The following is a 22711-nucleotide window of genomic DNA, read 5'->3' as shown; positions in this document are numbered from 1 at the left end:
CAGTCGTTCAGGCTCGCCGACTAGGGTCTGTCGGGTAGGCACCCAATCAGGCGAGGGAGTGAGCAGATGGCGGGTCGACTGGCGGTCGTCGGGGCCGGGCTGATGGGCTCGGGCATCGCCCAGGTGGCGGCGCAGGCGGGCTGGCAGGTGACGCTGCGGGACGTGGACGACGCGGCCACCCGGCGCGGCGTGGACGGCATCCGGAAGTCGCTGGAGAAGTTCGCGTCGAAGGGCGTCCTCGAGGCGTCCGACGTCGAGGCGGCGCTCGGCCGGATCACCCCCACCACCGACCTGGAGGCGGCCGCCGACGCGGACATCGTGGTCGAGGCGGTCTTCGAGAAGATCGAGATCAAGCACGAGGTCTTCCGGGCGCTGGACAAGATCTGCAAGGCCGACGCGGTGCTCGCCACCAACACGTCGGCCATCCCGGTCACCCAGATCGCCACCGCGACCGAGCGGCCGGAGTCGGTCGTCGGCACGCACTTCTTCTCGCCGGTGCCGATGATGAAGCTCTGCGAGCTGGTCCGTGGCTACAAGACCAGTGCGGAGACCCTCGCCACGGCGAAGGCGTTCGCCGAGGGCGTCGGGAAGACCGTGGTGGTGGTCAACCGGGACATCGCCGGCTTCGTGACCACCCGGCTGATCTGCGCGCTGGCGATGGAGGCGATCAAGCTGGTGGAGTCCGGCGTGATCTCCGCCGAGGACCTCGACACCGCCTGCAAGCTCGGCTTCGGCCACGCCATGGGTCCGCTGGCCACGGTCGACCTGACCGGCGTGGACGTGCTGCTCAACGCCACGCGGAACATCTACACGGACACCGCCGACGAGAAGTTCTTCCCGCCGGAGCTGCTCCAGCGGATGGCCACCGCCGGGGACCTGGGCCGCAAGACCGGCCAGGGCTTCTACGCGTACTGAGGTGGAAGGAGGGGCCCCTTGTTGACACTCGCTGTCAACAAGGGCTCCCTCCGCTACCGACGGCGCTGAACGAGGCCCTTCCGCGCACCTCAGCCGTCCCGCTTCGTGGTCCAGCGAAACGTGCCGAGGCAGAGCAGCAGGCCGATCACGCACCAGGCGGCCAGGACCAGGGCGACCCGGCCCAGCTCGAACGAGCCGCCCGGCTCCTGGGCGCCGAACGTGTCCGGCAGGAACACCGAGCGCAGCCCCTGGCACATCCACTTGAGCGGGAAGAGCGCCGCCACCTGCTGCATCCAGCTGGGCAGCTGGGTGAAGACGAAGAACACCCCGGAGATGAACTGCAGGACCAGCGCCACCGGGGTGACCACCGCCGAGCCGCTGCGCGCCGTCCGCGCCAGCGACGAGATCGCGATGCCGCACAGCGTGCAGGCGGTGATGCCCAGGGTGGAAACCCAGCCGAAGGTCAGCCACTTGGCGGCGGTGCCGGGCAGTTCCAGGTCGAACAGGGCGACCGAGACGGCGAGCAGCAGCGCGGTCTCCGCGACGCCGATGACCACCACCATGATCACCTTGCCGGCGAAGTACACCCACTTCGGCATCGGCGTGCCCCGGTAGCGCTTCAGCACCCCCCGGTCCCGCTCGATCGGGATCCAGATGCCGAGGTTCTGGAAGCTCACCGTCATCAGGCCGGCGGCGATCATGCCGGTGATGAAGTACTGCGGGTAGCTCACGCCCGGTGCGATCTCGCCGTCGAAGATGGCGGCGAAGATCAGGATCATGATGACCGGGAAGCCCATCGTGAAGACGACGGACTCCCGGCTGCGCAGGAACTGAGTGATCTCCAGCCGGCCCTGCCGCAGCCCGAGGGCGAGCGGGCCGGGCCGCCGCGGCGGGGCGTCGGCGGCCGGCGTGGTGGGCTTCAACGTCGTGGTCATCGCTGTCCGATCATCCTCAGGTAGACGTCCTCCAGGGTCGGCCGCGTCACCGTCAGGCCGGGGACCTCGCCGCCGAAGCGCGCGGCCAGCTCCGCCACCAGCGCCGTCGGCGTCGCGCTCTCCGCGCTCTCCGCGGCCCCATCCGGCGTACGCCAGGAGACCGTCGCGAGGGCCTCCTGCCGGTTGCCCAACCGATCGGGTACGGCCACCTCGACCAGCCGTCCGCCGGCGATCACGCCGACCCGGTCGGCGAGGGTCTCCGCCTCGTCGAGGTAGTGCGTGGTCAGCACGATCGTCGTGCCGGCGGCCGCCAGGTCGCGGATCAGCTCCCAGAACTCGCGGCGTGCCTCCGGGTCGAAGCCGGTGGTCGGCTCGTCCAGGAAGAGCAGTTCGGGCCGGCCGATGATGCCGAGCGCGACGTCCAGGCGGCGCTTCTGCCCGCCGGAGAGGGTGTGCGTGCGGGCGCGTGCCTTGCCGGCCAGGCCGACCCGGGCGATCACCTTGTCCGGGTCGTCCGCCTCGGGATAGAAGCCGGCGAAGTGGCGCACCACCTCGGCGACGGTCAGCTCATCGAACTCGCCGGTGCCCTGCAGGACGATGCCGACCCGGGAGCGCCAGTCACCCGCCGGGCTCGCCGGGTCGCTGCCGAGCACGAACACCTCGCCGGCGTCCCGCCGCCGGTAGCCCTCCAGGATCTCCACCGTGGTGGTCTTCCCGGCGCCGTTCGGGCCCAGCAGGGCGAACACCTCGCCCCGCCGGACGTCGAGGTCCACCCCGGCCACCGCCACGGTCTCGCCGTACGCCTTGCGCAGCCCCCGTACGGAGATCGCGAGCTCGTCATCCATGCCGTCAAGTGTGCTGCCTGGTCACGGCCGGGTGACGTCCGGGGTGTGGCGATCGCGGACACACCGCGCGCTTGCGTCCGCGCTGTCCGCGACATGGACCTGTGTGGTTTTCCACAACCCGATCTACTTAGCGGTAACTTAAACTCCCGCCATGGACGAGAAGGCACTCCCAGGCCGGTTGCCCGAGCGGGACCGCCCGTGGGTGATGCGCACCTACGCCGGGCACAGTTCGGCCGCCGCGACCAACGCGCTGTTCCGCCGCAACCTGGCGAAGGGGCAGACCGGGCTCTCCGTCGCCTTCGACCTGCCCACCCAGACCGGGTACGACCCCGACCACGAGCTGGCCGCCGGTGAGGTCGGCCGGGTGGGCGTGCCGGTGGCGCACCTCGGCGACATGCGGGCGCTGTTCGAGGGCATCCCGCTGGCCGAGATGAACACCTCGATGACCATCAACGCCCCGGCGATGTGGCTGCTCGGCCTGTACGGCACCGTCGCCGCCGAGCAGGGTGCCGAGCTGCACCGGTGCGCCGGCACCACCCAGAACGACATCATCAAGGAGTACCTGTCGCGCGGGACGTACATCTTCCCGCCGGCGGCGTCGCTGCGGCTGACCGCCGACGTCATCGCGTACACGCTGCGCGAGATGCCCAAGTGGAACCCGGTCAACATCTGCTCGTACCACCTCCAGGAGGCCGGCGCGACCCCGGTGCAGGAGGTCGGCTTCGCGCTGGCCACCGCCGTCGCGGTGCTCGACGCCGTGCGCGACTCCGGCCAGGTGCCCGCCGACCGGATGGGCGACGTGGCGCAGCGGATCAGCTTCTTCGTCAACGCCGGCGTGCGTTTCGTCGAGGAGATCGCCAAGATGCGCGCGTTCGGCGCGCTCTGGGACGAGATCACCCGCGACCGGTACGGCGTGGCCGACCCGAAGCAGCGCCGCTTCCGGTATGGCGTCCAGGTCAACTCGCTCGGCCTGACCGAGGCGCAGCCGGAGAACAACGTCCAGCGCATCGTGCTGGAGATGCTCGGCGTCACCCTCTCCCGGGACGCCCGGGCCCGTGCCGTGCAACTCCCCGCCTGGAACGAGGCGCTCGGCCTGCCCCGCCCCTGGGACCAGCAGTGGTCGCTGCGCATGCAGCAGGTCCTCGCGTACGAGTCGGATCTGCTGGAGTACCCGGACCTGTTCGAGGGCTCGCACGTGATGACCGCGCTGGTCGACGACATCGTCACCGGGGCGCGGGTCGAGCTGGAGAAGGTGCTGGAGATGGGTGGCGTGGTCGCGGCCGTCGAGACCGGCTACCTCAAGAGCGCCCTGGTCGCCTCGCTGGCCGAACGGCGCCGCCGGATGGAGGCCGGCACCGACGTCGTGGTCGGCGTCAACCGGTTCACCGAGACCGAGCCGTCCCCGCTGACCGCGGCCGGCGCCGAGGCCATCGAGCAGGTCGACCCGGCGGTCGAGGTGGCCGCCGCCGCCGGCGTACGCGAGTGGCGGGCCGGCCGGGACGGCGCGGCCGTGGACGCCGCACTCGCCCGGCTCCGCGCGGACGCCGCGACCACCACGAACCTGATCGCGGCGACCCTGGAGTGTGTGCGGGCCGGGGTCACCACCGGCGAGTGGGCGGGCGCGCTGCGACAGGTGTTCGGCGAGTACCGGGCGCCCACCGGTCTCGCCGGCGCCGCCGGGGCCGGCGGGGACGCGACGTTGGCCGCCGTGCGGGAGCGGGTCGCCGCCACCGCCCGCGAACTGGGCAGCGGCCGGCTGCGACTGCTCGTCGGCAAGCCCGGCCTGGACGGACACTCCAACGGTGCCGAGCAGATCGCGGTACGCGCGCGTGACGCCGGCTTCGAGGTCGTCTACCAGGGCATCCGGCTGACCGCCGGGCAGATCGTGGCCGCCGCCGTCGAGGAGGACGTCGACCTGGTCGGCCTGTCCGTGCTCTCCGGTTCGCACCTCGCCGCGGTGCCGGCGGTGCTGGACGGCCTGCGCGCCGCCGGCCGGGGAGACCTGCCGGTCGTGGTCGGCGGCATCATCCCGGCCGTGGACGCCCGGGCGCTCCGGGAGGCCGGCGTCGCCCGGGTCTTCACCCCGAAGGACTTCGCGCTGACCGGCATCATCGACGAACTGGTCACCGTGGTCCGCGACGCCAACGGCCTGAGCTGACCGGAAGGGGCCGCTCGCCGTTCCCCTTCCGGACGCGGCCGGTCAGCGGCTGACGTACGTGAGGCAGTCGGCCATGTCGTTGTCCGGCCCGACCTTGATGCCCGGCGCGTGGCACTCCAGCTGGTCGTTGTGCTGGCAGTCCGCCCGCTGGCAGGCACCCACCTGCGCGATCAGCCCGTCCACCCCAGCCCGCACCGTCGGCAGTTCGATGAACGTGTGGCAGTGGGCGTGATCCCTGCTGCCGATCGTGATGGCGAAGGCGTGGCAGTCGCCGGTGTGGTTGTACCCGCACGCAGTCACCACGCACTCCTGGACGCGGGGCATCTCCATCGCTGCGGTCATGCCAACCTCCTCGTGAGTCCTGGTCCGATTCTAGGCTTTTGGGAGGGTTGGCGGCTTTGAATAAGTTCGGTGGTTGCGGCTCTGGCTCGGTGGTTGCGGTTGGCGGGTGGCCCGCCGTGTCCGGCTTCGGGCCGTCAGCGTGACCCGGCGGGGCCCGGGGGTCTTCTGGGGCACTGCTCGCGGGTTGTGCAGTGTGTGTCGGGTGTCCGGATCGGATGTCCTCTTCTGTGTCGGGGTGTCGGGTTTGGGGGTGTGGTCGGGGGCATCGTGGGGGCGGAATGGTCGCGGGCTCGGGGTCGTTACATCCACTGGACGATCGAGCAGGGCCGGCGGGCCGGGCAGGTTCTGATGGGCCCGGGTCGGCGGCTGTGGACCTGACTCGTTTACGTCATCGCCCGGCTACGGCACGATCGCCCGGCTGTGGCACCGCAACCGAGCCCCGCCCCTGGTGGTGTGGGTTGCCTCTGGTGTCAGCCGGATCCTGGTTGGCCCAGTGGTCGCCGGAATGTTGGTGGCCGGTCGGTCGTTACACCTGGACCCGGCACCGTGAAGGGGCCATCCCCCCGCCCCCTCGGATGCCGGTGGTTCTTTCCCCCAAGTCTTTGAGCGCCTCGGATGGTGCTTGCACCGCCTACGCCCGTCCCCCCCTTTTGGGCTGGTGGTGCCGACCCCCGAATGGAGCTTCATCATGAACACGATCATGCGTAAGAGCGTTCTGGGTATTGCTGGTCTGGCGTTTGCTGGTGGTCTGGTCGGTGGCCCGGTCGCCGCGCACGCCGCCCCGACCCTCGAAACCACCCCCACCGCCGCTGCCGCTGTGGTGCGGGCTGACAAGCCCGATGCGGGCAAGCTGATCCCGCACGGTGTGCAGGGCAAGCAGTCGCGCATCGACCTGTCCGATGAGCAGACCGCGAATGTGAAGGCGATCATCGCGGCGACGAAGAAGTCCGGCATGGACGAGCGGGCCGCCGTGGTCGCGATCGCCACCGCGCTGCAGGAGTCGAAGCTGGAGAACCTGGGTCACCTGGGTGAGCGCAACGACCACGACTCGCAGGGCCTGTTCCAGCAGCGCCCGTCCAGCGGGTGGGGCACGGTGGAGCAGATCACCGACCCCGAGTACTCGACCATGGCGTTCCTCAAGGGCCTCCAGCAGGTCGACGGCTGGCAGGACATGCCGCTGACCAAGGCCGCCCAGACCGTGCAGGTCTCGGCCTACCCGGACCACTACGCCCAGTGGGAACAGCAGGCCGCCGACCTGGTCGCCAAGCACTGGAACTGACCCACACAACCGCAGACCTTCCTCACAGGGGGAAATGAAGTCGCTGGCCGGCACCCGACACCCGGGTGCCGGCCAGCGGCGTCCCCACCGACCGACCGGCCCGACCGGCAACCCGGCCCGGCCGGCCCGACCGTCGGCAGGCCCGACCGACCCCCGAGGGACAGCACACCCGACCCCGCAACCGCGACCAGCACGAAGCCAGGCACGGCAGGCACGCCCCCAACCGCAACCCACGCGGGCCGGAAGCAACCGCGCCGAAGCCAGGCGAGCCGACCCCCGCAAGGGAGCCGGCCCGGCGCGGTTCAGACGCGGAAGCCCGCGGCCCGAGCGGCAGCGCGCTCACGGCGACGGTCGGCGCGGCGGCGGACGAACCAGACGACGAAGAGCACCAGACCGAGCAGGAACGCCAGCACCAGGACCGGCAACAGGATCGCGACCACCGACATCACCACGCTGGTGGCGTCCTCGGCCGTGCTCGCGACCGGCGCGCCGAACCCGGCCGTGGTCGCGTTGACGACGGGCCGGGCCGCCGCCTTGAGCAGGTGCACGCCCAGCGCGATCAGTACGCCGGTCACCACGGGGATCCACTGGTTCGAGGAGAAGAAGCTGCCCGGGTCGCTCACCGTGACCGTCTCCGAGGTCGCGCCGGCGCCGAAGGCGAGCCCGCCCGCGGTCGGCCGGACCACGGTCTGCACCACGTCGTTGACGTGGTCGACCACCGGGACCTTGTCGGCGACCACCTCGACGGCGAGCAGTACGGCCAGGATGGTCAGCACCCAGCCGTTTCCGAGCCACTGCCAGCCCGACGGCAGGTCGATGACGTCGCTGTAGCGGGCGAGCAGGCCCATGGTGAGCAGCGGGATGTACGCGTTCAGGCCCGCCGAGGCGGCGAGGCCCGTACCGGTGAGCACTTCGAGCACCGTCTCAGCATCGCACCGGCGCGCCAGTGGCGCTCGGCGGCACCTGACCGCCCCTCCGCTACCCTCGTCGGGTGCGGTTGGTGATTGCGAAGTGCTCGGTGGACTACGTCGGACGGCTCTCGGCCCACCTGCCGCTGGCCACGCGGTTGCTGATGGTGAAGGCGGACGGGTCGGTGTCGATCCACGCGGACGACCGGGCGTACAAGCCGCTGAACTGGATGAGCCCGCCCTGCCGGCTGGAGGAGGCACCGGGGGTGTGGCGGGTGGTCAACAAGGCCGGCGAGGAGCTGCGCATCACCCTCGAGGAGATCTTCCAGGACACGTCGTACGACCTGGGTGTCGACCCGGGGCTGCGCAAGGACGGGGTGGAGGCGCATCTCCAGGAGTTGCTCGCGGCCAACCCGGAGACGCTGGGCGAGGGTTTCACGCTGGTCCGCCGGGAGTACATGACGGCGATCGGCCCGGTCGACCTGCTCTGCCGGGACGCGAACAACGCGGCCGTCGCGGTCGAGGTGAAGCGGCGCGGCGAGATCGACGGTGTGGAGCAGCTGACCCGTTACCTGGAGCTGATGAACCGGGATCCCCTGCTCGCCCCGGTCAGCGGTGTCTTCGCGGCGCAGGAGATCAAGCCGCAGGCCCGGGTGCTCGCCACGGACCGGGGGATCCGCTGTGTGGTGGTCGACTACGACAAGCTGCGCGGCATCGAGCGCGACGAGCTGACCTTGTTCTGATCGGCCCGGCCGGCGCGTCAACGGCCGTACATCATCTTGACGACCTTGACCAGCCGGGCGACGTCGGCCGGCGTGCGGTCGAAGGTCATCGCGGGCAGCAGCGACCGGGCCCGGCGGCGGGTGACGGCCTTGGCGCGGGCGAACTCGCGCAGCCCGTCCTCGCCGTGGATCCGCCCGAAGCCGGACTCGCCGACACCCCCGAACGGCAGGGTGGACATTCCGGCGAAGGTCAGGGCCGAGTTCACCGAGGCCATCCCGGAGCGCAGGCGCGCCGCGACCGCCACGGCCCGACGCCGGCCGAAGACCGAGCCGCCCAGGCCGTACGGCAGGGCGTTGGCTCGGGCGACGGCCTCGTCGGTGTCGCGGACCCGGTTGATGGTCAGGGTGGGGCCGAAGGTCTCCTCGCGTACGGCGATCGAGTCCTCGGGGACGTCCACCAGCACGGTTGGGTGCACGTACGGCGGCTGGACCGCGTCGGCGCCGCCCAGCACCGCACGACCGCCCCGGGACAGCGCGTCGTCGATGTGCCGGCGGATGACGTCGAGCTGGCTCGGCATGGTGATCGGGCCGATGTCGGTGCCGTCGGCGCCGACGGTGAGCCGGCCGGCCCGCTGGACCACCTTGTCGACGAAGGCGTCGAAGACCGGCTCGACGGCGTACACCCGCTCGATGCCGATGCAGGTCTGGCCGGCGTTGGTGAGCCCGCCCCAGACGGCGGCGTCGGCGGCGGCGTCCAGGTTGGCGTCGGCGTCGACGATCATCGCGTCCTTGCCGCCGGCCTCGATGAGGACGGGGGTCAGCGACTCGGCGCAGGCGGTCATCACCCGCCGGGCGGTCGCCGTCGAGCCGGTGAAGGCCACCTTGTCGACGCCGGACCGGCAGAGCGCCGCCCCGACGTCGCCGAGACCGTGCACCGCGCTGAACACCGGCTGTTCGCCGACGACCTCGGCGAACGTGTCGACCAGCCACTGGCCGACGGCCGGCGTGTACTCGCTGGGCTTGAACACCACGGTGTTGCCGGCGGCCAGGGCGTACGCGGTGGAGCCGATCGGGGTGAAGACGGGGTAGTTCCACGGGCCGATGACGCCGATGACCCCGAACGGCTGGTACTCCAGGTGGGCGGAGAACTCCGCCAGCACGAGCCGGGAACGCACCCGGCGCGGGCCGAGCACCCGCCGCGCGTTGCGGGCAGCCCAGTCGACGTGCTCGACGGCGGTGACCACCTCGACGACGGCGTCGGCGACCGGCTTGCCGCCCTCGAGGTGTACCAGCTCGGCGAGCTCCTCGATCCGCTTCGCCAGCAGGGCCCGCCAGCGCAGCAGCCGTTCCCGCCGGCCGCCGAAGCCAAGACCGGCCCACCAGCCGGCGGCGGCGCGGGCCCGCACCACGGCCGCCTCGACGTCGGCGGGGGTCGCGACCGGCAGCCGCCCGGCCTCCGCGCCGGTCGCCGGGCTCGTCGACACGAGCCGACCATCCTCGATCACCGGGGTGCCCGGCACATGCACAGCCGTCATGGCGGAAGTCTAGACCCGAGAATTACTCGCCGGTAGGGGCGCGCGAGGCTGCCGCTCGGACCCGGCCCGGTGCCGCTTCCGGCCGTGCCGCCTGATCGGCGCGGCGGCGTTGAACACGGCGGCGCCGCAAGCCGTGTCATCGGGCAGGGAGTACGTAGGGTGGGGGCACATCCCCTGATACCGGGCACCGGACGACGAAACACTGAACGGAAGGTGTCCGGCTGGCGAGGGGAGATGTCCGGCCGGGCGGTGAAGACAACTACCGTCTGATGGCAGGCTGACGCACGGGGTGACCGCGGGGTGGAGGGGCGGACTGTCCATGGAGGAGCATCCGGAGTTTCTGCCGTTGGTGACGGTGGCCGGTGGGCCGATGCGGGGGATGAGCTTCCGGCTCGGGCCGAACCGGCTCGTGGTCGGGCGGGCGCCGACGGCGGACGTCGTCGTGGCCGACCCGCACCTGAGCCGCCGGCACGTCGAGCTGTGGCTGGATCCGGAGGGCCCGTCGGTGCTCGACCTGGGCTCGACGAACGGCACCTGGCTCAACGACCGGCGGATCAGCGGGATGGCGCGGCTCGCCGACGGTGACGTGATCCGGATCGGCCGTACGGAACTGCGGGTGTACGACCCGGGCGTGGCCCGTACCGATCCGGTCGGGCTGACCTTCGGCCTGGGCCGGCGGGACCAGCGGCCGACCCTGCCGCTGCCGATCGCCACCCCGGAGCGGGCCGCGCCGGCCGCCGTCGAGGCGGGCCCTCCGGCCGCCGAGCGGGCGCTGTCGGCCGTCGCGGAACCGGCCGCCGCGCCGGCGGATGCCGTTCCGGCCTGACTCGGTCGCCGGGCCGGCGGATGCCGTTTCGGCCTGACTCGGTCGCCGGGCCGGCCGGCGCCCTCCGGGCCCGGCCGCGGAGCCGCGGCGGGCGGATTTTGTCCAGCGTGGTCCGGCCGGGCATCGCCGCCAGCACCCCGGGTGTGACGCACACGCGGGGTGGTCGACTCATGTCGGCGGGCGCCATGGACGGGTCGCGGGTGGCCTGGCAACATGCCGCGGATGGAGACTCAGCAGCAGGTCGTGTCCGCCAACGGGATCTCCCAGTCGGTGCGGGTGGCCGGGCCGCCGGACGGCCTGCCGGTGCTGCTGATCCACGGCAACTGCTCGTCGGCCCTGTTCTGGGAGCCGCTGGTCCGGCGGCTGCCGGACCACCTGCGGGTGATCGCGCCGGACCTGCGCGGCTACGGGGAGACGGAGACCGCGCCGGTCGACGCGACGCGCGGCCTGGCCGACTTCGCCGACGACGTCGCCGCCCTGCTCGACCTGGAGTCGCTCCTCCCGGCCGGCGCCCGGCCGGTGGTCGTCGGCCACTCGCTCGGTGGCGGCGTGGCGATGCGGCTCCTGGTCGACCACCCCGACCGGGTGGCCGGACTGCTGCTGGAGGCGCCCGTCTCGCCGTACGGCTTCGGGGGGACGCGGGGCCCGGACGGCACCCCGACCACGCCGGACTTCGCGGGCACCGGGGCCGGAACCGCGAACGCGGACTTCGTCCGGCGGCTGGCCGCCCAGGACCGCGGTGCCGACGGGCCGACGAGCCCGCGGGCCGTCCTGCGCAGCGCTTACGTCGCCGATCCGGCGGCGCTCGGCGACGACGAGGAACTGCTGCTGGACACCGTCCTGTCCACCGCGACCGGCGAGGACAACTACCCGGGAACGGCCGAGCCGTCCGCCAACTGGCCGGGGACCGCCCCCGGCGAGCGGGGAGTGCTGAACGCCCTCGCGCCGACCCACTTCCGGATCGCCGAGGACCTGCTCGCCGTGCCGGCCAAGCCACCGGTCACCTGGGTACGCGGCGACGCCGACGTGATCGTCTCCGACACCTCGCTGTTCGACCTGGCGTACCTGGGGTCGTTGGGCGTGGTGCCCGGCTGGCCGGGGGAGGGGGAGTGCCCGCCGCAGCCGATGGTCGGGCAGACCCGGGCGGTGCTGGAGCGCTACGCGGCGGCGGGTGGGTCGTACCGGGAGGTGGTGCTCCCGGGCTGCGGCCACAGCCCGCACATCGAGCGGCCGGCCGAGTTCGCCGCCGAACTCCTCGCCCTGGTCGGCCCGCACCGCTGACGCGACGCGGCGACTCGGTCCGCGCCGCTGACGCGGCGAGCGGGGCCGCACCGCGTGACGCGGCGACCCGGTCCGCGCCGCTGACGTGACGCGGCGACCGGGCCCACGCGGCTGATCCGGCACCCCGCCCGCGCGGGCCGACACCGGGGCCCGCCGGGGCGGCGGTCCATCGATGGCGGCGAGCCGTGAAATATCCCACGGCGCCTCGACAACCATGCGTCACGTGGCAGACTCGCGCGCATAACCTTAGCGGCCGTTCATGCCGGCTGCGCGGAGCGAACCAGGGGAGGCCGGTCGTGGCGCGCGAGTTCACCAGTGTGGGTGTGGTGGGTCTGGGCACCATGGGTGCCGGCATCGTCGAGGTGTTCGCCCGCAACGGCATCGACGTCGTCGCGGTCGAGATCTCCGACCCGGCCCTGGAGCGCGGCCGGACCACGCTGACCGGCTCGACCGACCGGGCGGTGGCCAAGGGCAAGCTCGCGGCGGCCGACCGGGACGCCCTGCTGGCCCGGGTCGACTGGCAGGTCGGGCTGGACGCGCTGCACTCCGTGGACCTGGTGATCGAGGCGGTCCCCGAGCACCTCGACCTGAAGCAGCGGATCTTCGCCGAGCTGGACCGGGTCTGCAAGCCGGAGGCGATCCTCGCCACCAACACCTCGTCGCTCTCGGTCACCGAGATCTCGGTGGCCACCACCCGTCCGAACCAGGTCATCGGCATCCACTTCTTCAACCCGGCGCCGGTGATGAAGCTGGTGGAGATCGTCCGCACCGTGGTCACCTCGCCGGAGGTGGTCGCCGACGTGGAGGCGCTCTGCGAGCGGCTGGGCAAGGTCGACGTGACGATCAGCGACCGGGCCGGCTTCATCGCCAACGCGCTGCTCTTCGGCTACCTCAACCACGCGGTCGGCATGCTCGAGTCGCGGTACGCCACCCGCGAGGACATCGACGCGGCGATGAAGCTGGGCTGCGGCCTTCCGATGGGCCCGCTCGCGCTGATGGACCTCATCGGTCTGGACACCGCGTACGAGATCCTGGACACGATGTACCGGCGCGGTGGCCGGGACCGCCGGCACGCCCCGGTGCCGCTGATCAAGCAGATGGTCACCGCCGGGTTGCTCGGGCGGAAGTCCGGGCGTGGCTTCTACACCTACGAGCGGCCCGGTTCGCCGGTGGTCGTACCGGACGAGCAGACGCCGGTGGGCACGGAGTCGGCGCTCGCCGACGGCGCCCGCGGGCCGGCCAAGGTCGGCGTGGTCGGCTCGGGGACCATGGCCACCGGCATCATCGAGGTGTTCGCCAAGGCCGGGTACGAGGTGGTCTCGGTGACCCGGGGCGCCGAGAAGTCCGCGAAGGTCTTCGAGGCGGTCAAGACCTCGCTGAACAAGGGCGTCGTGCGCGGCAAGCTGAGCGAGGCCGACCGGGACGCCGCCCTGGGCCGGATCACCTGGTCCGCGACGCTGGAGCACCTCGCCGACGTGGATCTCGTGGTCGAGGCGGTCGTCGAGGAGTTGAGCGTCAAGAAGGCGCTGTTCGCGAGCCTCGACGAGATCTGCAAGCCGGGGGTGGTGCTCGCCACCACCACCTCGTCGCTTCCGGTGATCGACGTGGCGATGGCCACCCAGCGCCCCGCCGACGTGGTGGGCCTGCACTTCTTCAACCCCGCGCCGATCATGCCGCTGGTCGAGATCGTGCAGACGATCCGCACCTCGGCGGAGACCACCGCCACCGCGAGGGCGGTCTGCGCGAGGCTGGGCAAGACCGGCGTGGTCTGCGGCGACCGCTCGGGTTTCATCGTCAACGCGCTGCTCTTCCCGTACCTGAACGACGCGGTGAAGATGCTGGAGGCCAGCTACTCGACCGCCGACGACATCGACCACGCGATGAAGTTGGGCTGCGGGTACCCGATGGGCCCGTTCGAGTTGCTCGACGTGGTCGGCCTGGACGTGTCGCTGGCCATCCAGCGCGAGCTGTACCTGGAGCTGCGCGAGCCCGGTTTCGCGCCGGCCCCGCTGCTGGAGCACCTGGTCACGGCCGGCTACCTGGGCCGCAAGACGGGTCGCGGCTTCCGCGACCACACCCGCCGCTGACCGGGGCCGGCCGCCGTCGGGCGGGCGCCGCGCCCGTCCCCGCCGGCCGGCCGGTCGGTACCGCCGGCGCGGCCGTACGCTGGAAAGCGTGAGTCCCCGTCGCAACCGGTCCCGCCGTGAGGAGACGCCGCACCTGGACACCGAGCGGGCCCGGCAGGGCGTCGCCTCGGTGCAGCAGTGGCGTGACGGCGACTGGCAGGTCCGTGGGATCAGCGGCGGGGCGTCGGTCAAGACGTACCGCTGTCCCGGCTGCGACCAGGAGATCCGGCCCGGCGTGGCGCACGTGGTGGCCTGGCCGGCGGACGGCTGGGGCGACCTGACCGACCGCCGGCACTGGCACAGCGGCTGCTGGCGGGCCCGGGAGCGGCGGGCGCCGATCGTGCAGCGCGGCCGCGGCGCGCCCCGGCACGGCTGAGCCCGGGGCGATCTGGATCACCGTGTTTGCGCCCCGGCGGGCGGCCCGGCCGCCGGCGCGGGAGACTGGTCGGGTGAGCACTCCCATCCGCGCCTCGTCGATCCTGCCCGGCCGCCGCGAGGACATCGAGCTGCACACCGCCGACGGGCTGCGCCTGGTCGGCGAGCTGGCCCGCCCGGCCGACCGGGAGCCGGTGGCCACGCTCGTCTGCCTGCACCCGCTGCCCACCCACGGCGGGATGATGGACAGCCACGTCTTCCGCAAGGCCGCCTGGCGCCTGCCGGCCCTGGCCGACCTGGCGGTGCTGCGCTTCAACACCCGGGGCACCACCAGCGTGCGCGGCACCAGCGAGGGCTCCTTCGACAACGCGGTCGGCGAGCGGTACGACGTCGCCGCCGCCATCGAGTACGCGGAGTTCCACGAGCTGCCGGACATCTGGCTGCTGGGGTGGTCGTTCGGCACCGACCTGGTCCTGAAGTACGGCTGCGACCCGGCGGTGGACGGGGCGATCCTGCTCTCCCCGCCGCTGCGCTTCTCCACCGCGGACGACCTGGCGCAATGGGCGTCCTCCGGCCGGCCGGTGACCGCCCTGGTGCCGGAGTTCGACGACTACCTGCGGCCCGACGAGGCGCGGGAGCGGTTCGCCGCGATCCCGCAGGCGGAGGTGGTCGGGGTGCCCGGCGCGAAGCACCTGTGGGTCGGCGACGCCGAGACCGTGCTCGACGAGATCGTCAAGCGGGTCAACCCGGCCGTCCCGGTGCCGCTGCCGACGACCTGGGACGGCCCGATGGAGACCGGTGACGTGAGCGCGTACGCCGACCGCACGGTGGCGGCCTTCGCCGACCGCCCGGTGCCCGGACCGCAGACCGACAACGACTGACCCCCACCGCCGGTCCTCGACGGTTCAGCGCCGGTCCTGCCGGGGCAGCACCACCTCGCGCAGGATCAGCTGGATCGCGGCGACCGTGGGGATCGCGACGAGCGCCCCGATGACGCCGACCAGCGCGACGCCGAGCAGCGCGGCGACCAGGGCGGCCACCTCGTTCACCTTGACCGACCGGCGCATGATCTTCGGGTAGATCAGGTAGTTCTCCAGCTGCTGGTAGATCAGGAAGAACAGCACGCAGGCGATGCCCACCGGGAGGTCGGTGGCGAAGCCGACGAGGCTCACGATCACCGCACCGAGGGTGGCGCCGATCTGCGGGATCAGGTCGGTCACCGCGACCACGACGGCGAGCGCGAACGGGTACGGCAGCCCGGCGATCAACGCGAACACGAACGTGGTCGTGCCGGCGAGCACCGCGATGGTCAGCGCGCCGACCATGTACGCGCCGACCTTGGCGATGATCTCGTCGCCGATGAGCTGGACCCGCTGCCGCCGGGACCGGGGGACGAGCGCGTACCCGAGGGACCGCAGCCGGTTGAAGTAGGCCAGGAAGTAGATGGTGAGCACCAGCACGGTCAGCGTACGGAAGACGGTGCCGAAGATGAGCTGGGCGCCGCCGAGCACCCCGCCGAGGGCGCGGCCGATCGTGTCGGCGTTCGCCGCGTTCTGCACGCGCTGCATCACGTCGTACCGCTCGACGAGGTCGTTGATCGTCTCGTTGCGCCGCAACGACTCCACATAGTTCGGCAGCTGCTCGATGAACTGGCCGGACTGCGTGACGATCGGGGGCAGCAGGGCGACCACGCCGCCGCACAGCAGCAGCAGGAGGGTCAGCGCCACGACCGTCACCGCCAGGCCGTGCGGCAGCCCGAGCCGCCGTAGCCGCGCCACGGCCGGGTAGAGCCCGACGGCGAGGAACAGCGCGATCACCACGAGGACGAGGATCCCGGTGGCGTTCCGCAGGCCCAGGAAGAACGCGTACGCGGTCAGCGCGCCCAGACCGCCGGTGAACCCGATCAGGAAGCTGCTGCGCCGCAACGGCCGCCCGGGTACGCCGAACCGCCCCGACCCGTTGTCCGGTGGGCCGCCGGGACCGGCCGGCCGGTCCGTCGCCGCCCGGCCGGCCGGCTGCTCGGGGGCGGCCCGGTCCGAGGCGTCCTCGCGTGGCGCGTCCCGGTCCTCAACCGGCGGGCCTTCGGCGGCCTGCGCGGCGGGCCGCTCCGGGCTGGGGGCGGCGTCCGCCGGTGGCCGGCGTTCGGGCTGGTCTGCCGACTCGCGTGGCTCCGGGTCGCGTCCCGCCACCGGACCTCCTGCGGATCACGCTCCGGCGACCGCCGAAGCCCGACACCGGCCCGCGATCGCGGGTCCAACCGGGAGCGTAACGATCGGGAACGGCCTTCGCGAGCGGCATCGCCCACGAGGCGCTCACCCGACGGCGCGGGTCAGTCCTTCTCGACGACGACCTTGCTCGGCTTGGCGCTGCGATCGTCGGTGGTCGGCTTCGCCGGCCGGTTGCCGTTCTCGCCGGTGCTGGTGATCTTCGTGGCCGCGGCGTCCCGGCCGCCCTCGCCCGGCACGGCGGCGACGGTCGGTTCGCCGTCCACCCCGGCGCTGGCGGACTCACCGTCCTTCGTGGTCACCGACTTCACCGCGCCCTTGGCCGAATCGTCGCCGGCCGGCTCGATGCGGCCCCGCGCCGGCTGGCCGGCCTCCGCCGGTGCGACCTTGCCGGACCGGGACCGGTCGCCGTCCGGCTTCGTCGCCGACCCGGCCCGACCGTCGGCGGCGGCCGCTCCGGCGGCGCCTCCGGAGTCGGCGGTGGCCGGCACGGCCGATGCCGCCGAGCGCGCCCTGCCGTTGGCGGAGGCCGGGCCGGACGACGCGGCACCGGCGGGCGTCGCCGCCCCGTCCGGGCCGGCGGAGGACCCGGTGGCGCCGTCGGGTGTCGTGACGCCGGTGGGCCGGGCGGGTGCGGCCGCCAGCTCCAGCCGTAGCTCCGCCACCTGCCGCTGCAGCTCGTCGGACTCCTGCCGCGACCGCCAGGTCTCCTGCCGCAGGTCGGCGAGCTGCTGCTGCGCCTGGGCGATCTCCAGCATCACCTGGGCGAGCTGCTGGCGGCCGGCGGCCGCCTCCTGCTGGGTGGCGGCGAGGTGCTGCTGGGTGGTCGCCAGGGCCTGCTGGGTGGTGGCGGCGTACTCCTCGAACTGCCGTCGGGACGTCGCGACGTGCTCGTCGGCCGTGCGGCGCTTCTCGGCGGCCTCCTCCTCGGCGCGGCCCAGCAGGGCCGCCGCCTCCTCCTCCGCCCGCTGGCGCATGGTCAGCGCGTCCTGCTCGGCGGACCGGCGGATCTCGGCCGCGGCTCCCTCGATCTCGTTCTTCAGCGCGGTGTACTCGGACTCCAACTGGGCCCGCCGGGTCTCGAAGCTCGATTCCAGCTCGGCGCTGCGGGTCTCGAAGCCGGACTCCAACTCGGTGCGCCGGGCCGTGAAGCCGGTCTCCAGCTCCTGCTGGCGGGCCGTGTGCTGCTTCGTCAGCTCGGCGTGCCGCGTCTTGTACTGCTTCTCCAGCTCGTCCCGGCGGCCGGCGAACTCCTGGTCGGCGGCGGCGCGACGCTGGGCGAGCTCCCGGTCGGCCGCCTCGCGACGGCTGTTGACCTCCTTCTCGACACCGGCCCGCCAGGCACCCAGCTCCTGCTGCGTCTGGGCCCGGGCGTGCTGCACGTACGCCTCGGTCTCGGTACGCATCCGCTGGACGTACGCCTCGGTCTCGGCGCGCTGCCGCTTCGCCGCCTCGCCGGCCTGCGCGGTGAGCCGCTCGGCCTCCTGCCGCGCCTTGTTGCGGGTGGCCCGCCCGGCGGTGCTGGCGTCGTCGATGATCTGCTTGGCCTCCTGCTGCGCCTTCGCGTGGGTGGCGCGGCTCGCCTCGGTCGCCTGCTCCACGAGGCGCTTGGCCTCCTGCTGGGCCTTGGCGTGCACCTCCTTGGCGGCCTCCCGCAGCTCGGTGGCCTCCTGTTGGGCCTTGGCGTGCGTCTCGCGGGCCGACTCGCGCAGCTTCGTGGCCTCCTGCTGGGCCCGGGTGTGGATCTCCTTCGCGGTGTCGCGGAGCTGGGTGGCCTCCTGCTGGGCCTTGGCCAGCGCCTCCTGCGCGGTCTTGCGCAGCCGGGCGGCCTCCTCGGTCGCCGCCTTGACCGCGGCGTCCGCCTCCGCCTTCCGGGCGGCGGTGTGCCGCTCCTCCTCGGCGCGCCGGGCCGCCAGCGCGATCTCGAAGTCCTTGAGGGCCTTGGCGGCCTCCGCGCGGGCCTCGTCGATGATGTGTTCCGCCGTCGCCCGGCGTGCCTCGATCTCCTCGTTCGCCGCGGCGAGGATGTCCTCGGCCTGCTCCTCGGCGAGGCTGAGGATCTGCTCGACGCGGGGGCCGAGGTGGCGGAAGGACGCGCGGTCGACCACTCCGACCTGTTTGCGCACCTGGGCGAGATCCCGCTGGAGCACCTCCACCTGGCCGGCCAGCTTGTGGATCTGGGTGTAGGCCTGCTCCCGTTCCGCGGTCAGGGCGGCGATCTCGTGCTCCGCACGAGCGACGTACCGGTCGACCTGTCGTTTCTCGTACCCCCGCAGAGCGGACTCGAAGCTTGGCTCCGTGGTCACGTCCCCGCCGAGAGCGAACAGTTCCTCGCCGTGCGACATACCCCCATCCTCACACGCAACGGGCCCTCCTGGGGCGATACGGACGCGTCGGATCCCCGGCCGGTTGACCCGGGCGTCTTCCGGGTGCTGGAAAACGAGCACGGCGCGGGGTGACACCGGCTACCCGGTGTCACCCCGCGCCGTGGACCATGCCCCGGTGCGAGTGGCGGCTCAGCCGGCCGACTCGGCGGCGACCTGCGCGGAGCCCTCCGGCTTGCTCGGCGCCGCCTCCGCGGCCTCCGGCTTGACCACGTCCGCCACTCCCGGCACGAGGCCGGCGAGGCCCGCGAGGCTGGAGCGGATCTGAACGAGCTGGGCGGTCACCGCGTCCTTCTGCCGGGTGAGGTCCTCGACCTCGCGTGCCGCCGCCTGCGTGGTCAGCTCGGCCTCCGTGCGGGCCTCGGTGAGCACGCGCTGCGCCTCGGCCTTCGCGTCGTTGAGGGTCTTCTCGGCGAGCGCCCTGGCCTTGTCGACCGTCTCGTTGGCGGTGCGCTCGGACTCGACCCGGCGAGCCTCGGCCCGCTGCTCGATCTCCTTGGCCCGCTCCTGCGCGGCCCGCGCCCGCTGCTCGGCCTCGTTGACCAGCTTCTGGGTCTGCGCGACCTGGGCGGCGTGCCGCTCCGACTCCTCGCGCTCGGCCTTCTCCCGCCGCTCGGCCAGCTGCAGCTCCAGGGCCTGCAGATCCTTGTCGCGCTTGTCCCGCGCGTCGGTGAGGAGCTTGGTCGCCTCGGCGCGCTTCTCCTCGGCCTCGCGGGCGGCCTTCGCCCGCTGCTGGGTGATCTCCCGCTCGGCGGTGGCGCGGAGGGTGGCCACCTCCCGCTCGACCGTGGACTTCAGCTCGGCCACCTCGTGTGCGGTGACGGTGCGCAGCTGCTTGGTCTCCCGATCCGCGTCGGCGCGCAGCGTGTCGGCCTCCCGGCGGGCCTGGACGCGGACCTCGGCCGCCTCCCGCTCGGCGGCCGTGCGGACGTTGCCCGCTTCCCGCTCGGCGGTCGCCTTCATCGCCGCGGCCTCGGCGCGCGCCTTGTCGGTGATCTCCCGCGCCTCGAGGCGGGCGGCGGAGAGGATGCCCTCGGACTCGCGCTTGGCGTCGTTGCGGTGGTCGTTGGCCTGCTCCTCGGCGAGCCGGAGGATCTGCTCGACCCGCGTGCCCAGGCCGGAGAGCGTCGGGCGGTTGTTCTCCTCGAGCTGCTTGGTGGCCTCGGCGAGCTTCTGCTCAAGGGTGCTCATGCGCTGCTCGGCCTGGCGGAGCCGGCGCTGCGCGTCGTTCATCCGCTGCTCGGCCTCGGCGGTGGCCTGCTCGGCCTGCGTCAGCTTGGCGGTGAGCCGGCCGATGAAGTCGTCGACCTGGCCGGTGTTGTACCCGCGCAGGCCGACGGTGAAATCGGGCTGGGTGTTCGCGTTTTCGAAGAACGCGAGAGGGGAGGACTGCTGCTGGGGCATTGGGACATACTGGCAGACCCCCCGGGGGCCTTCGCAAGAGCGTCCCCCGACCTTTCGTGTCCTCATTACATGGTCAACTCCGGGGGTCGCACAGACCGGACCAAATGGCGATCTTGGCAGCTCCCGGACGCCGCGGGCGGCGCGGGACGCGGCATGGAAAAAGAGCCGCGGGGTCTGCCCCCGCGGCCCTTTCCCGGATCACTCCAATGGGTACCCGACCTGCCCGATGGAAAGGCAATCGCGGGTCACCGCAATGGTTGCCGCCGCCTCGTCCGTACGGTCAGTGGCCGCGGAACCGGTTGATCGCCGCCTCGTGCCGCGCCCGGAACTCCGCGTCCCGGATGCCGAGGCCGTCGGTCGGGGCGAGGCAGCGTACGCCGACCTTGCCCTGGTGCGCGTTGCGGTGCACCTCGTACGCGGCCTGGCCGGTCTGCGCCAGCTCGTAGGTCTTCGACACCGTCGGGTGGATCTTGCCGAGCGCGATCAGGCGGTTCGCCTCCCACGCCTCCCGGTAGTTCGCGAAGTGGCTGCCGACGATCCGCTTGAGGTGCATCCAGAGGTAGCGGTTGTCGTACTGGTGCTGGTAGCCGCTGGTCGACGCGCAGGTGACGATCGTGCCGCCGCGCTTGGTGACGAAGACGCTGGCGCCGAAGGTTTCCCGGCCCGGGTGCTCGAAGACGATGTCCGGGTCCTCGCCGCCGGTCAGCTCGCGGATCCGCTCGCCGAAGCGGCGCCACTCGTCCTGGTCCTGGGTCTGCTCGTCCTTCCAGAACCGGAAGCCCTCGGCGGCCCGGTCGATGACCAGCTCGGCACCCATCTTCCGGCACAGCTCCGCCTTGTCCGGCGAGGAGACGACGCAGACCGGGATCGCCCCGCCGTTGAGCGCCATCTGGGTGGCGTAGCTGCCGAGGCCGCCCGAGGCGCCCCAGATCAGCACCACGTCGCCCTGCTTCATGTTGGCGCCGTGATGGGAGACGAGCTGCCGGTAGGCGGTGGAGTTGACCAGGCCGGGGCTCGCCGCCTCCTCCCAGCTGAGGTGGCGGGGCTTCGGCATGAGCTGGTTCGCCTTGACCACCGCCAGCTCGGCGAGGCCGCCGAAGTTGGTCTCGAAGCCCCAGATCCGCTGCTGCGGGTCGAGCATGGTGTCGTCGTGGCCGGCCGCGTCCTCCAGCTCGACCGAGAGGCAGTGGGCGACCACCTCGTCGCCGGCCTTCCACCGGGTCACGCCCGGGCCGGTGCGCAGGACCACGCCGGCCGCGTCCGAACCGACCACGTGGTACGGCAGGTCGTGCCGCTTGGTCAGCTCGGAGAGCCGGCCGTAGCGCTGGAGGAACTTGAAGGTCGCCAGCGGCTCGAAGATGCTGGTCCAGACCGTGTTGTAGTTGATGGCGCTCGCCATCACGGCGACCAGCGCCTCACCCGGGCCCAGCTCCGGGGTCGGCACCTCCTGCACGTGCAGCGCCTTGCGCGGGTCCTTGTCCCGGGTGGCCATCCCGTCGAACATCCGGGTCTCCTCGGCGCGCACGACGACGCCCCGGTAGGAGTCGGGTACCGGGAGGCCGGCGAGGCCGGCGAGCTCACGCTCCGGCTGCGCGGAGCCCTCCGCCGCCATGATCGCTTCGAGGATGTCCTGCACGTCGACCTCCCGTTCGTCCGCACCCGCGCGCCGCGGGCACAGGTGCTGCCATCGTCGGCGCCGGTGCGGCCGCTCCACCATGTCGGTATCCGACACATCCGGCACGACCGCGCTGCTGTGAGGCCGGACGTTACTGAACGGTAGCTAGAGTCGGAAGTCCTGTGTGAAAAACGGCACCCGCCGATGCGTGAAGCTGCCTGCACCGGTTGCGAATCGCGCAATGCCGTGCTTCGCGGACTGGTGGCGGGCGTCTGACCGGGCCCCCTGCTGCGCCCGAGGCGTCGACAAGGGGCCCGTCCGAGCCGGTCAGGCCGGCTCGACCAGCTCGACCAGGACGCCACCGGCGTCCTTCGGGTGGACGAAGTTGATCCGGGAGTTCGCCGTGCCGCGCCGCGGCTCCTCGTACAGCAGGCGGACGCCCCGCTCGCGCAGCTTGGCGCAGGCGGCGTCGATGTCCGCCACGGTGTACGCGACCTGCTGCACACCCGGGCCGTTGCGGTCGAGGAACCGCCCGATGGTGCTCTCCGGGCTCAACGGGGCGAGCAGCTGCACGCAGCCGCCCTCGGCGGTCGGGCCGACCGCGAGCATCGCCTCGCGGACGCCCTGTTCCTCGTTGGTCTCGGTGTGTACGCAGCGCATCCCGAAGGTCCGCTGGTAGAAGTCGATGGCGGCGTCCAGGTCGGGCACGGCGACACCGACGTGGTCGATCCGGCGCAGCCCGATGTCTGTGATGTAGTCCGCAGCGGACTCGACGGGGGAGTTCTCAGCCATGGCGCTAGTCTGGCCGAACAATCGTTAAGGCGTACAGGTCGGCA

The 22711-nt window shown here is 72.5% G+C and carries 19 protein-coding genes; 9 read left to right on the top strand and 10 right to left on the bottom strand.

Translation table 11 applies throughout. From position 1 onward, the window contains the following. Nucleotides 1-66 precede the first annotated feature (66 nt). Entirely contained in the window at nt 67-915 is an 849-nt protein-coding gene (locus tag EV376_RS00130; protein ID WP_130320132.1) for a 3-hydroxyacyl-CoA dehydrogenase family protein, read from the top strand. Between the two features lie 89 nt (nt 916-1004). Here EV376_RS00130 and EV376_RS00125 read toward each other — a convergent pair whose 3' ends face one another. Both EV376_RS00125 and EV376_RS00120 read right to left on the bottom strand, forming a co-directional pair. Then, nucleotides 1005-1850, bottom strand: coding sequence for an ABC transporter permease (locus EV376_RS00125; RefSeq protein ID WP_130320131.1), 846 nt, complete (start codon nt 1848-1850; stop codon nt 1005-1007). Further along, complete coding sequence (locus tag EV376_RS00120; protein WP_130320130.1) at nt 1847-2695, bottom strand: ABC transporter ATP-binding protein; 849 nt, start codon at nt 2693-2695, stop codon at nt 1847-1849. The genes EV376_RS00125 and EV376_RS00120 overlap by 4 nt, the downstream gene beginning before the upstream one ends. A gap of 151 nt (nt 2696-2846) precedes the next feature. On the opposite strand from EV376_RS00120, the gene EV376_RS00115 reads away from it, so the two are divergent. Beyond that, nucleotides 2847-4853: a protein meaA gene (locus tag EV376_RS00115; protein WP_130320129.1), complete on the top strand. Its 2007-nt coding sequence runs from the start codon at nt 2847-2849 to the stop codon at nt 4851-4853. 42 nt (nt 4854-4895) lie between these two features. On the opposite strand, the gene EV376_RS00110 is transcribed toward EV376_RS00115, so the two are convergent. Beyond that, nucleotides 4896-5195, bottom strand: coding sequence for a DUF1540 domain-containing protein (locus tag EV376_RS00110; RefSeq protein ID WP_130320128.1), 300 nt, complete (start codon nt 5193-5195; stop codon nt 4896-4898). Nucleotides 5196-5883: 688 nt separating this feature from the next. Here EV376_RS00110 and EV376_RS00105 point away from each other — a divergent pair. Then, a complete protein-coding gene (locus EV376_RS00105) occupies nt 5884-6474 on the top strand; it encodes an isopeptide-forming domain-containing protein (RefSeq protein ID WP_130320127.1) in 591 nt (196 codons plus the stop codon). Nucleotides 6475-6776: 302 nt separating this feature from the next. On the opposite strand, the gene EV376_RS00100 is transcribed toward EV376_RS00105, so the two are convergent. Continuing rightward, nucleotides 6777-7394 (bottom strand): DUF4126 domain-containing protein, encoded by a 618-nt coding sequence (locus EV376_RS00100; protein ID WP_130320126.1) that lies wholly within the window; start codon nt 7392-7394, stop codon nt 6777-6779. Between the two features lie 71 nt (nt 7395-7465). Between EV376_RS00100 and nucS the strand changes: the two genes are divergently transcribed. Further along, nucleotides 7466-8125, top strand: a complete 660-nt coding sequence (gene nucS, locus EV376_RS00095; RefSeq protein WP_130320125.1) for an endonuclease NucS — start codon at nt 7466-7468, stop codon at nt 8123-8125. 17 nt (nt 8126-8142) lie between these two features. On the opposite strand, the gene EV376_RS00090 is transcribed toward nucS, so the two are convergent. Continuing rightward, nucleotides 8143-9639 carry an aldehyde dehydrogenase family protein gene (locus EV376_RS00090; RefSeq protein WP_130320124.1) on the bottom strand — a complete coding sequence of 499 codons (1497 nt, stop codon included), beginning with the start codon at nt 9637-9639 and terminating at the stop codon, nt 8143-8145. Between the two features lie 319 nt (nt 9640-9958). Between EV376_RS00090 and EV376_RS00085 the strand changes: the two genes are divergently transcribed. The 5 genes from EV376_RS00085 to EV376_RS00065 all read left to right on the top strand — a co-directional run bounded on the left by EV376_RS00085 (nt 9959) and on the right by EV376_RS00065 (nt 15128). Next, on the top strand, nt 9959-10465 hold the full coding sequence (locus EV376_RS00085; RefSeq protein WP_130320123.1) for an FHA domain-containing protein: 507 nt from the start codon (nt 9959-9961) through the stop codon (nt 10463-10465). Between the two features lie 213 nt (nt 10466-10678). Continuing rightward, nucleotides 10679-11746, top strand: coding sequence for an alpha/beta fold hydrolase (locus tag EV376_RS00080; protein ID WP_207227982.1), 1068 nt, complete (start codon nt 10679-10681; stop codon nt 11744-11746). 296 nt (nt 11747-12042) lie between these two features. After that, on the top strand, nt 12043-13833 hold the full coding sequence (locus EV376_RS00075) for a 3-hydroxybutyryl-CoA dehydrogenase (protein WP_130320121.1): 1791 nt from the start codon (nt 12043-12045) through the stop codon (nt 13831-13833). An 88-nt stretch (nt 13834-13921) separates the two neighbouring features. After that, complete coding sequence (locus tag EV376_RS00070; protein ID WP_486482478.1) at nt 13922-14248, top strand: hypothetical protein; 327 nt, start codon at nt 13922-13924, stop codon at nt 14246-14248. A gap of 73 nt (nt 14249-14321) precedes the next feature. After that, nucleotides 14322-15128 carry an alpha/beta hydrolase family protein gene (locus EV376_RS00065; protein WP_130320120.1) on the top strand — a complete coding sequence of 269 codons (807 nt, stop codon included), beginning with the start codon at nt 14322-14324 and terminating at the stop codon, nt 15126-15128. A 24-nt stretch (nt 15129-15152) separates the two neighbouring features. Here the strand turns inward: EV376_RS00065 and EV376_RS00060 are convergent, their stop codons facing one another. The 5 genes from EV376_RS00060 to mce all read right to left on the bottom strand — a co-directional run bounded on the left by EV376_RS00060 (nt 15153) and on the right by mce (nt 22667). Next, on the bottom strand, nt 15153-16436 hold the full coding sequence (locus EV376_RS00060; protein WP_486482477.1) for an AI-2E family transporter: 1284 nt from the start codon (nt 16434-16436) through the stop codon (nt 15153-15155). 140 nt (nt 16437-16576) lie between these two features. After that, a complete protein-coding gene (locus tag EV376_RS00055) occupies nt 16577-18817 on the bottom strand; it encodes a hypothetical protein (RefSeq protein WP_130320119.1) in 2241 nt (746 codons plus the stop codon). 171 nt (nt 18818-18988) lie between these two features. Further along, nucleotides 18989-20260: a DivIVA domain-containing protein gene (locus EV376_RS00050; protein WP_130320118.1), complete on the bottom strand. Its 1272-nt coding sequence runs from the start codon at nt 20258-20260 to the stop codon at nt 18989-18991. A gap of 280 nt (nt 20261-20540) precedes the next feature. Then, entirely contained in the window at nt 20541-21896 is a 1356-nt protein-coding gene (ccrA, locus tag EV376_RS00045) for a crotonyl-CoA carboxylase/reductase (protein ID WP_130328462.1), read from the bottom strand. A 306-nt stretch (nt 21897-22202) separates the two neighbouring features. After that, a complete protein-coding gene (gene mce / locus EV376_RS00040) occupies nt 22203-22667 on the bottom strand; it encodes a methylmalonyl-CoA epimerase (protein WP_130320117.1) in 465 nt (154 codons plus the stop codon). Nucleotides 22668-22711 lie beyond the last annotated feature (44 nt).

The organism is Micromonospora sp. CNZ295 (genome assembly GCF_004217535.1).
Note: the sequence above shows the minus strand (reverse complement) of the source record. Positions and strands in the feature narration are given on the sequence as shown.

Bases quoted from the DNA above. Each gene is read 5' to 3' on its own strand.
- mce (WP_130320117.1), bottom strand. From the start codon at position 22,667: ATGGCTGAGAACTCCCCCGTCGAGTCCGCTGCGGACTACATCACAGAC.
- EV376_RS00090 (WP_130320124.1), bottom strand. From the start codon at position 9,639: ATGACGGCTGTGCATGTGCCGGGCACCCCGGTGATCGAGGATGGTCGG.
- EV376_RS00115 (WP_130320129.1), top strand. From the start codon at position 2,847: ATGGACGAGAAGGCACTCCCAGGCCGGTTGCCCGAGCGGGACCGCCCG.
- EV376_RS00050 (WP_130320118.1), bottom strand. From the start codon at position 20,260: ATGCCCCAGCAGCAGTCCTCCCCTCTCGCGTTCTTCGAAAACGCGAAC.
- EV376_RS00120 (WP_130320130.1), bottom strand. From the start codon at position 2,695: ATGGATGACGAGCTCGCGATCTCCGTACGGGGGCTGCGCAAGGCGTAC.
- EV376_RS00125 (WP_130320131.1), bottom strand. From the start codon at position 1,850: ATGACCACGACGTTGAAGCCCACCACGCCGGCCGCCGACGCCCCGCCG.
- EV376_RS00055 (WP_130320119.1), bottom strand. From the start codon at position 18,817: ATGTCGCACGGCGAGGAACTGTTCGCTCTCGGCGGGGACGTGACCACG.
- EV376_RS00105 (WP_130320127.1), top strand. From the start codon at position 5,884: ATGAACACGATCATGCGTAAGAGCGTTCTGGGTATTGCTGGTCTGGCG.
- EV376_RS00130 (WP_130320132.1), top strand. From the start codon at position 67: ATGGCGGGTCGACTGGCGGTCGTCGGGGCCGGGCTGATGGGCTCGGGC.
- EV376_RS00110 (WP_130320128.1), bottom strand. From the start codon at position 5,195: ATGACCGCAGCGATGGAGATGCCCCGCGTCCAGGAGTGCGTGGTGACT.
- EV376_RS00085 (WP_130320123.1), top strand. From the start codon at position 9,959: ATGGAGGAGCATCCGGAGTTTCTGCCGTTGGTGACGGTGGCCGGTGGG.
- EV376_RS00080 (WP_207227982.1), top strand. From the start codon at position 10,679: ATGCCGCGGATGGAGACTCAGCAGCAGGTCGTGTCCGCCAACGGGATC.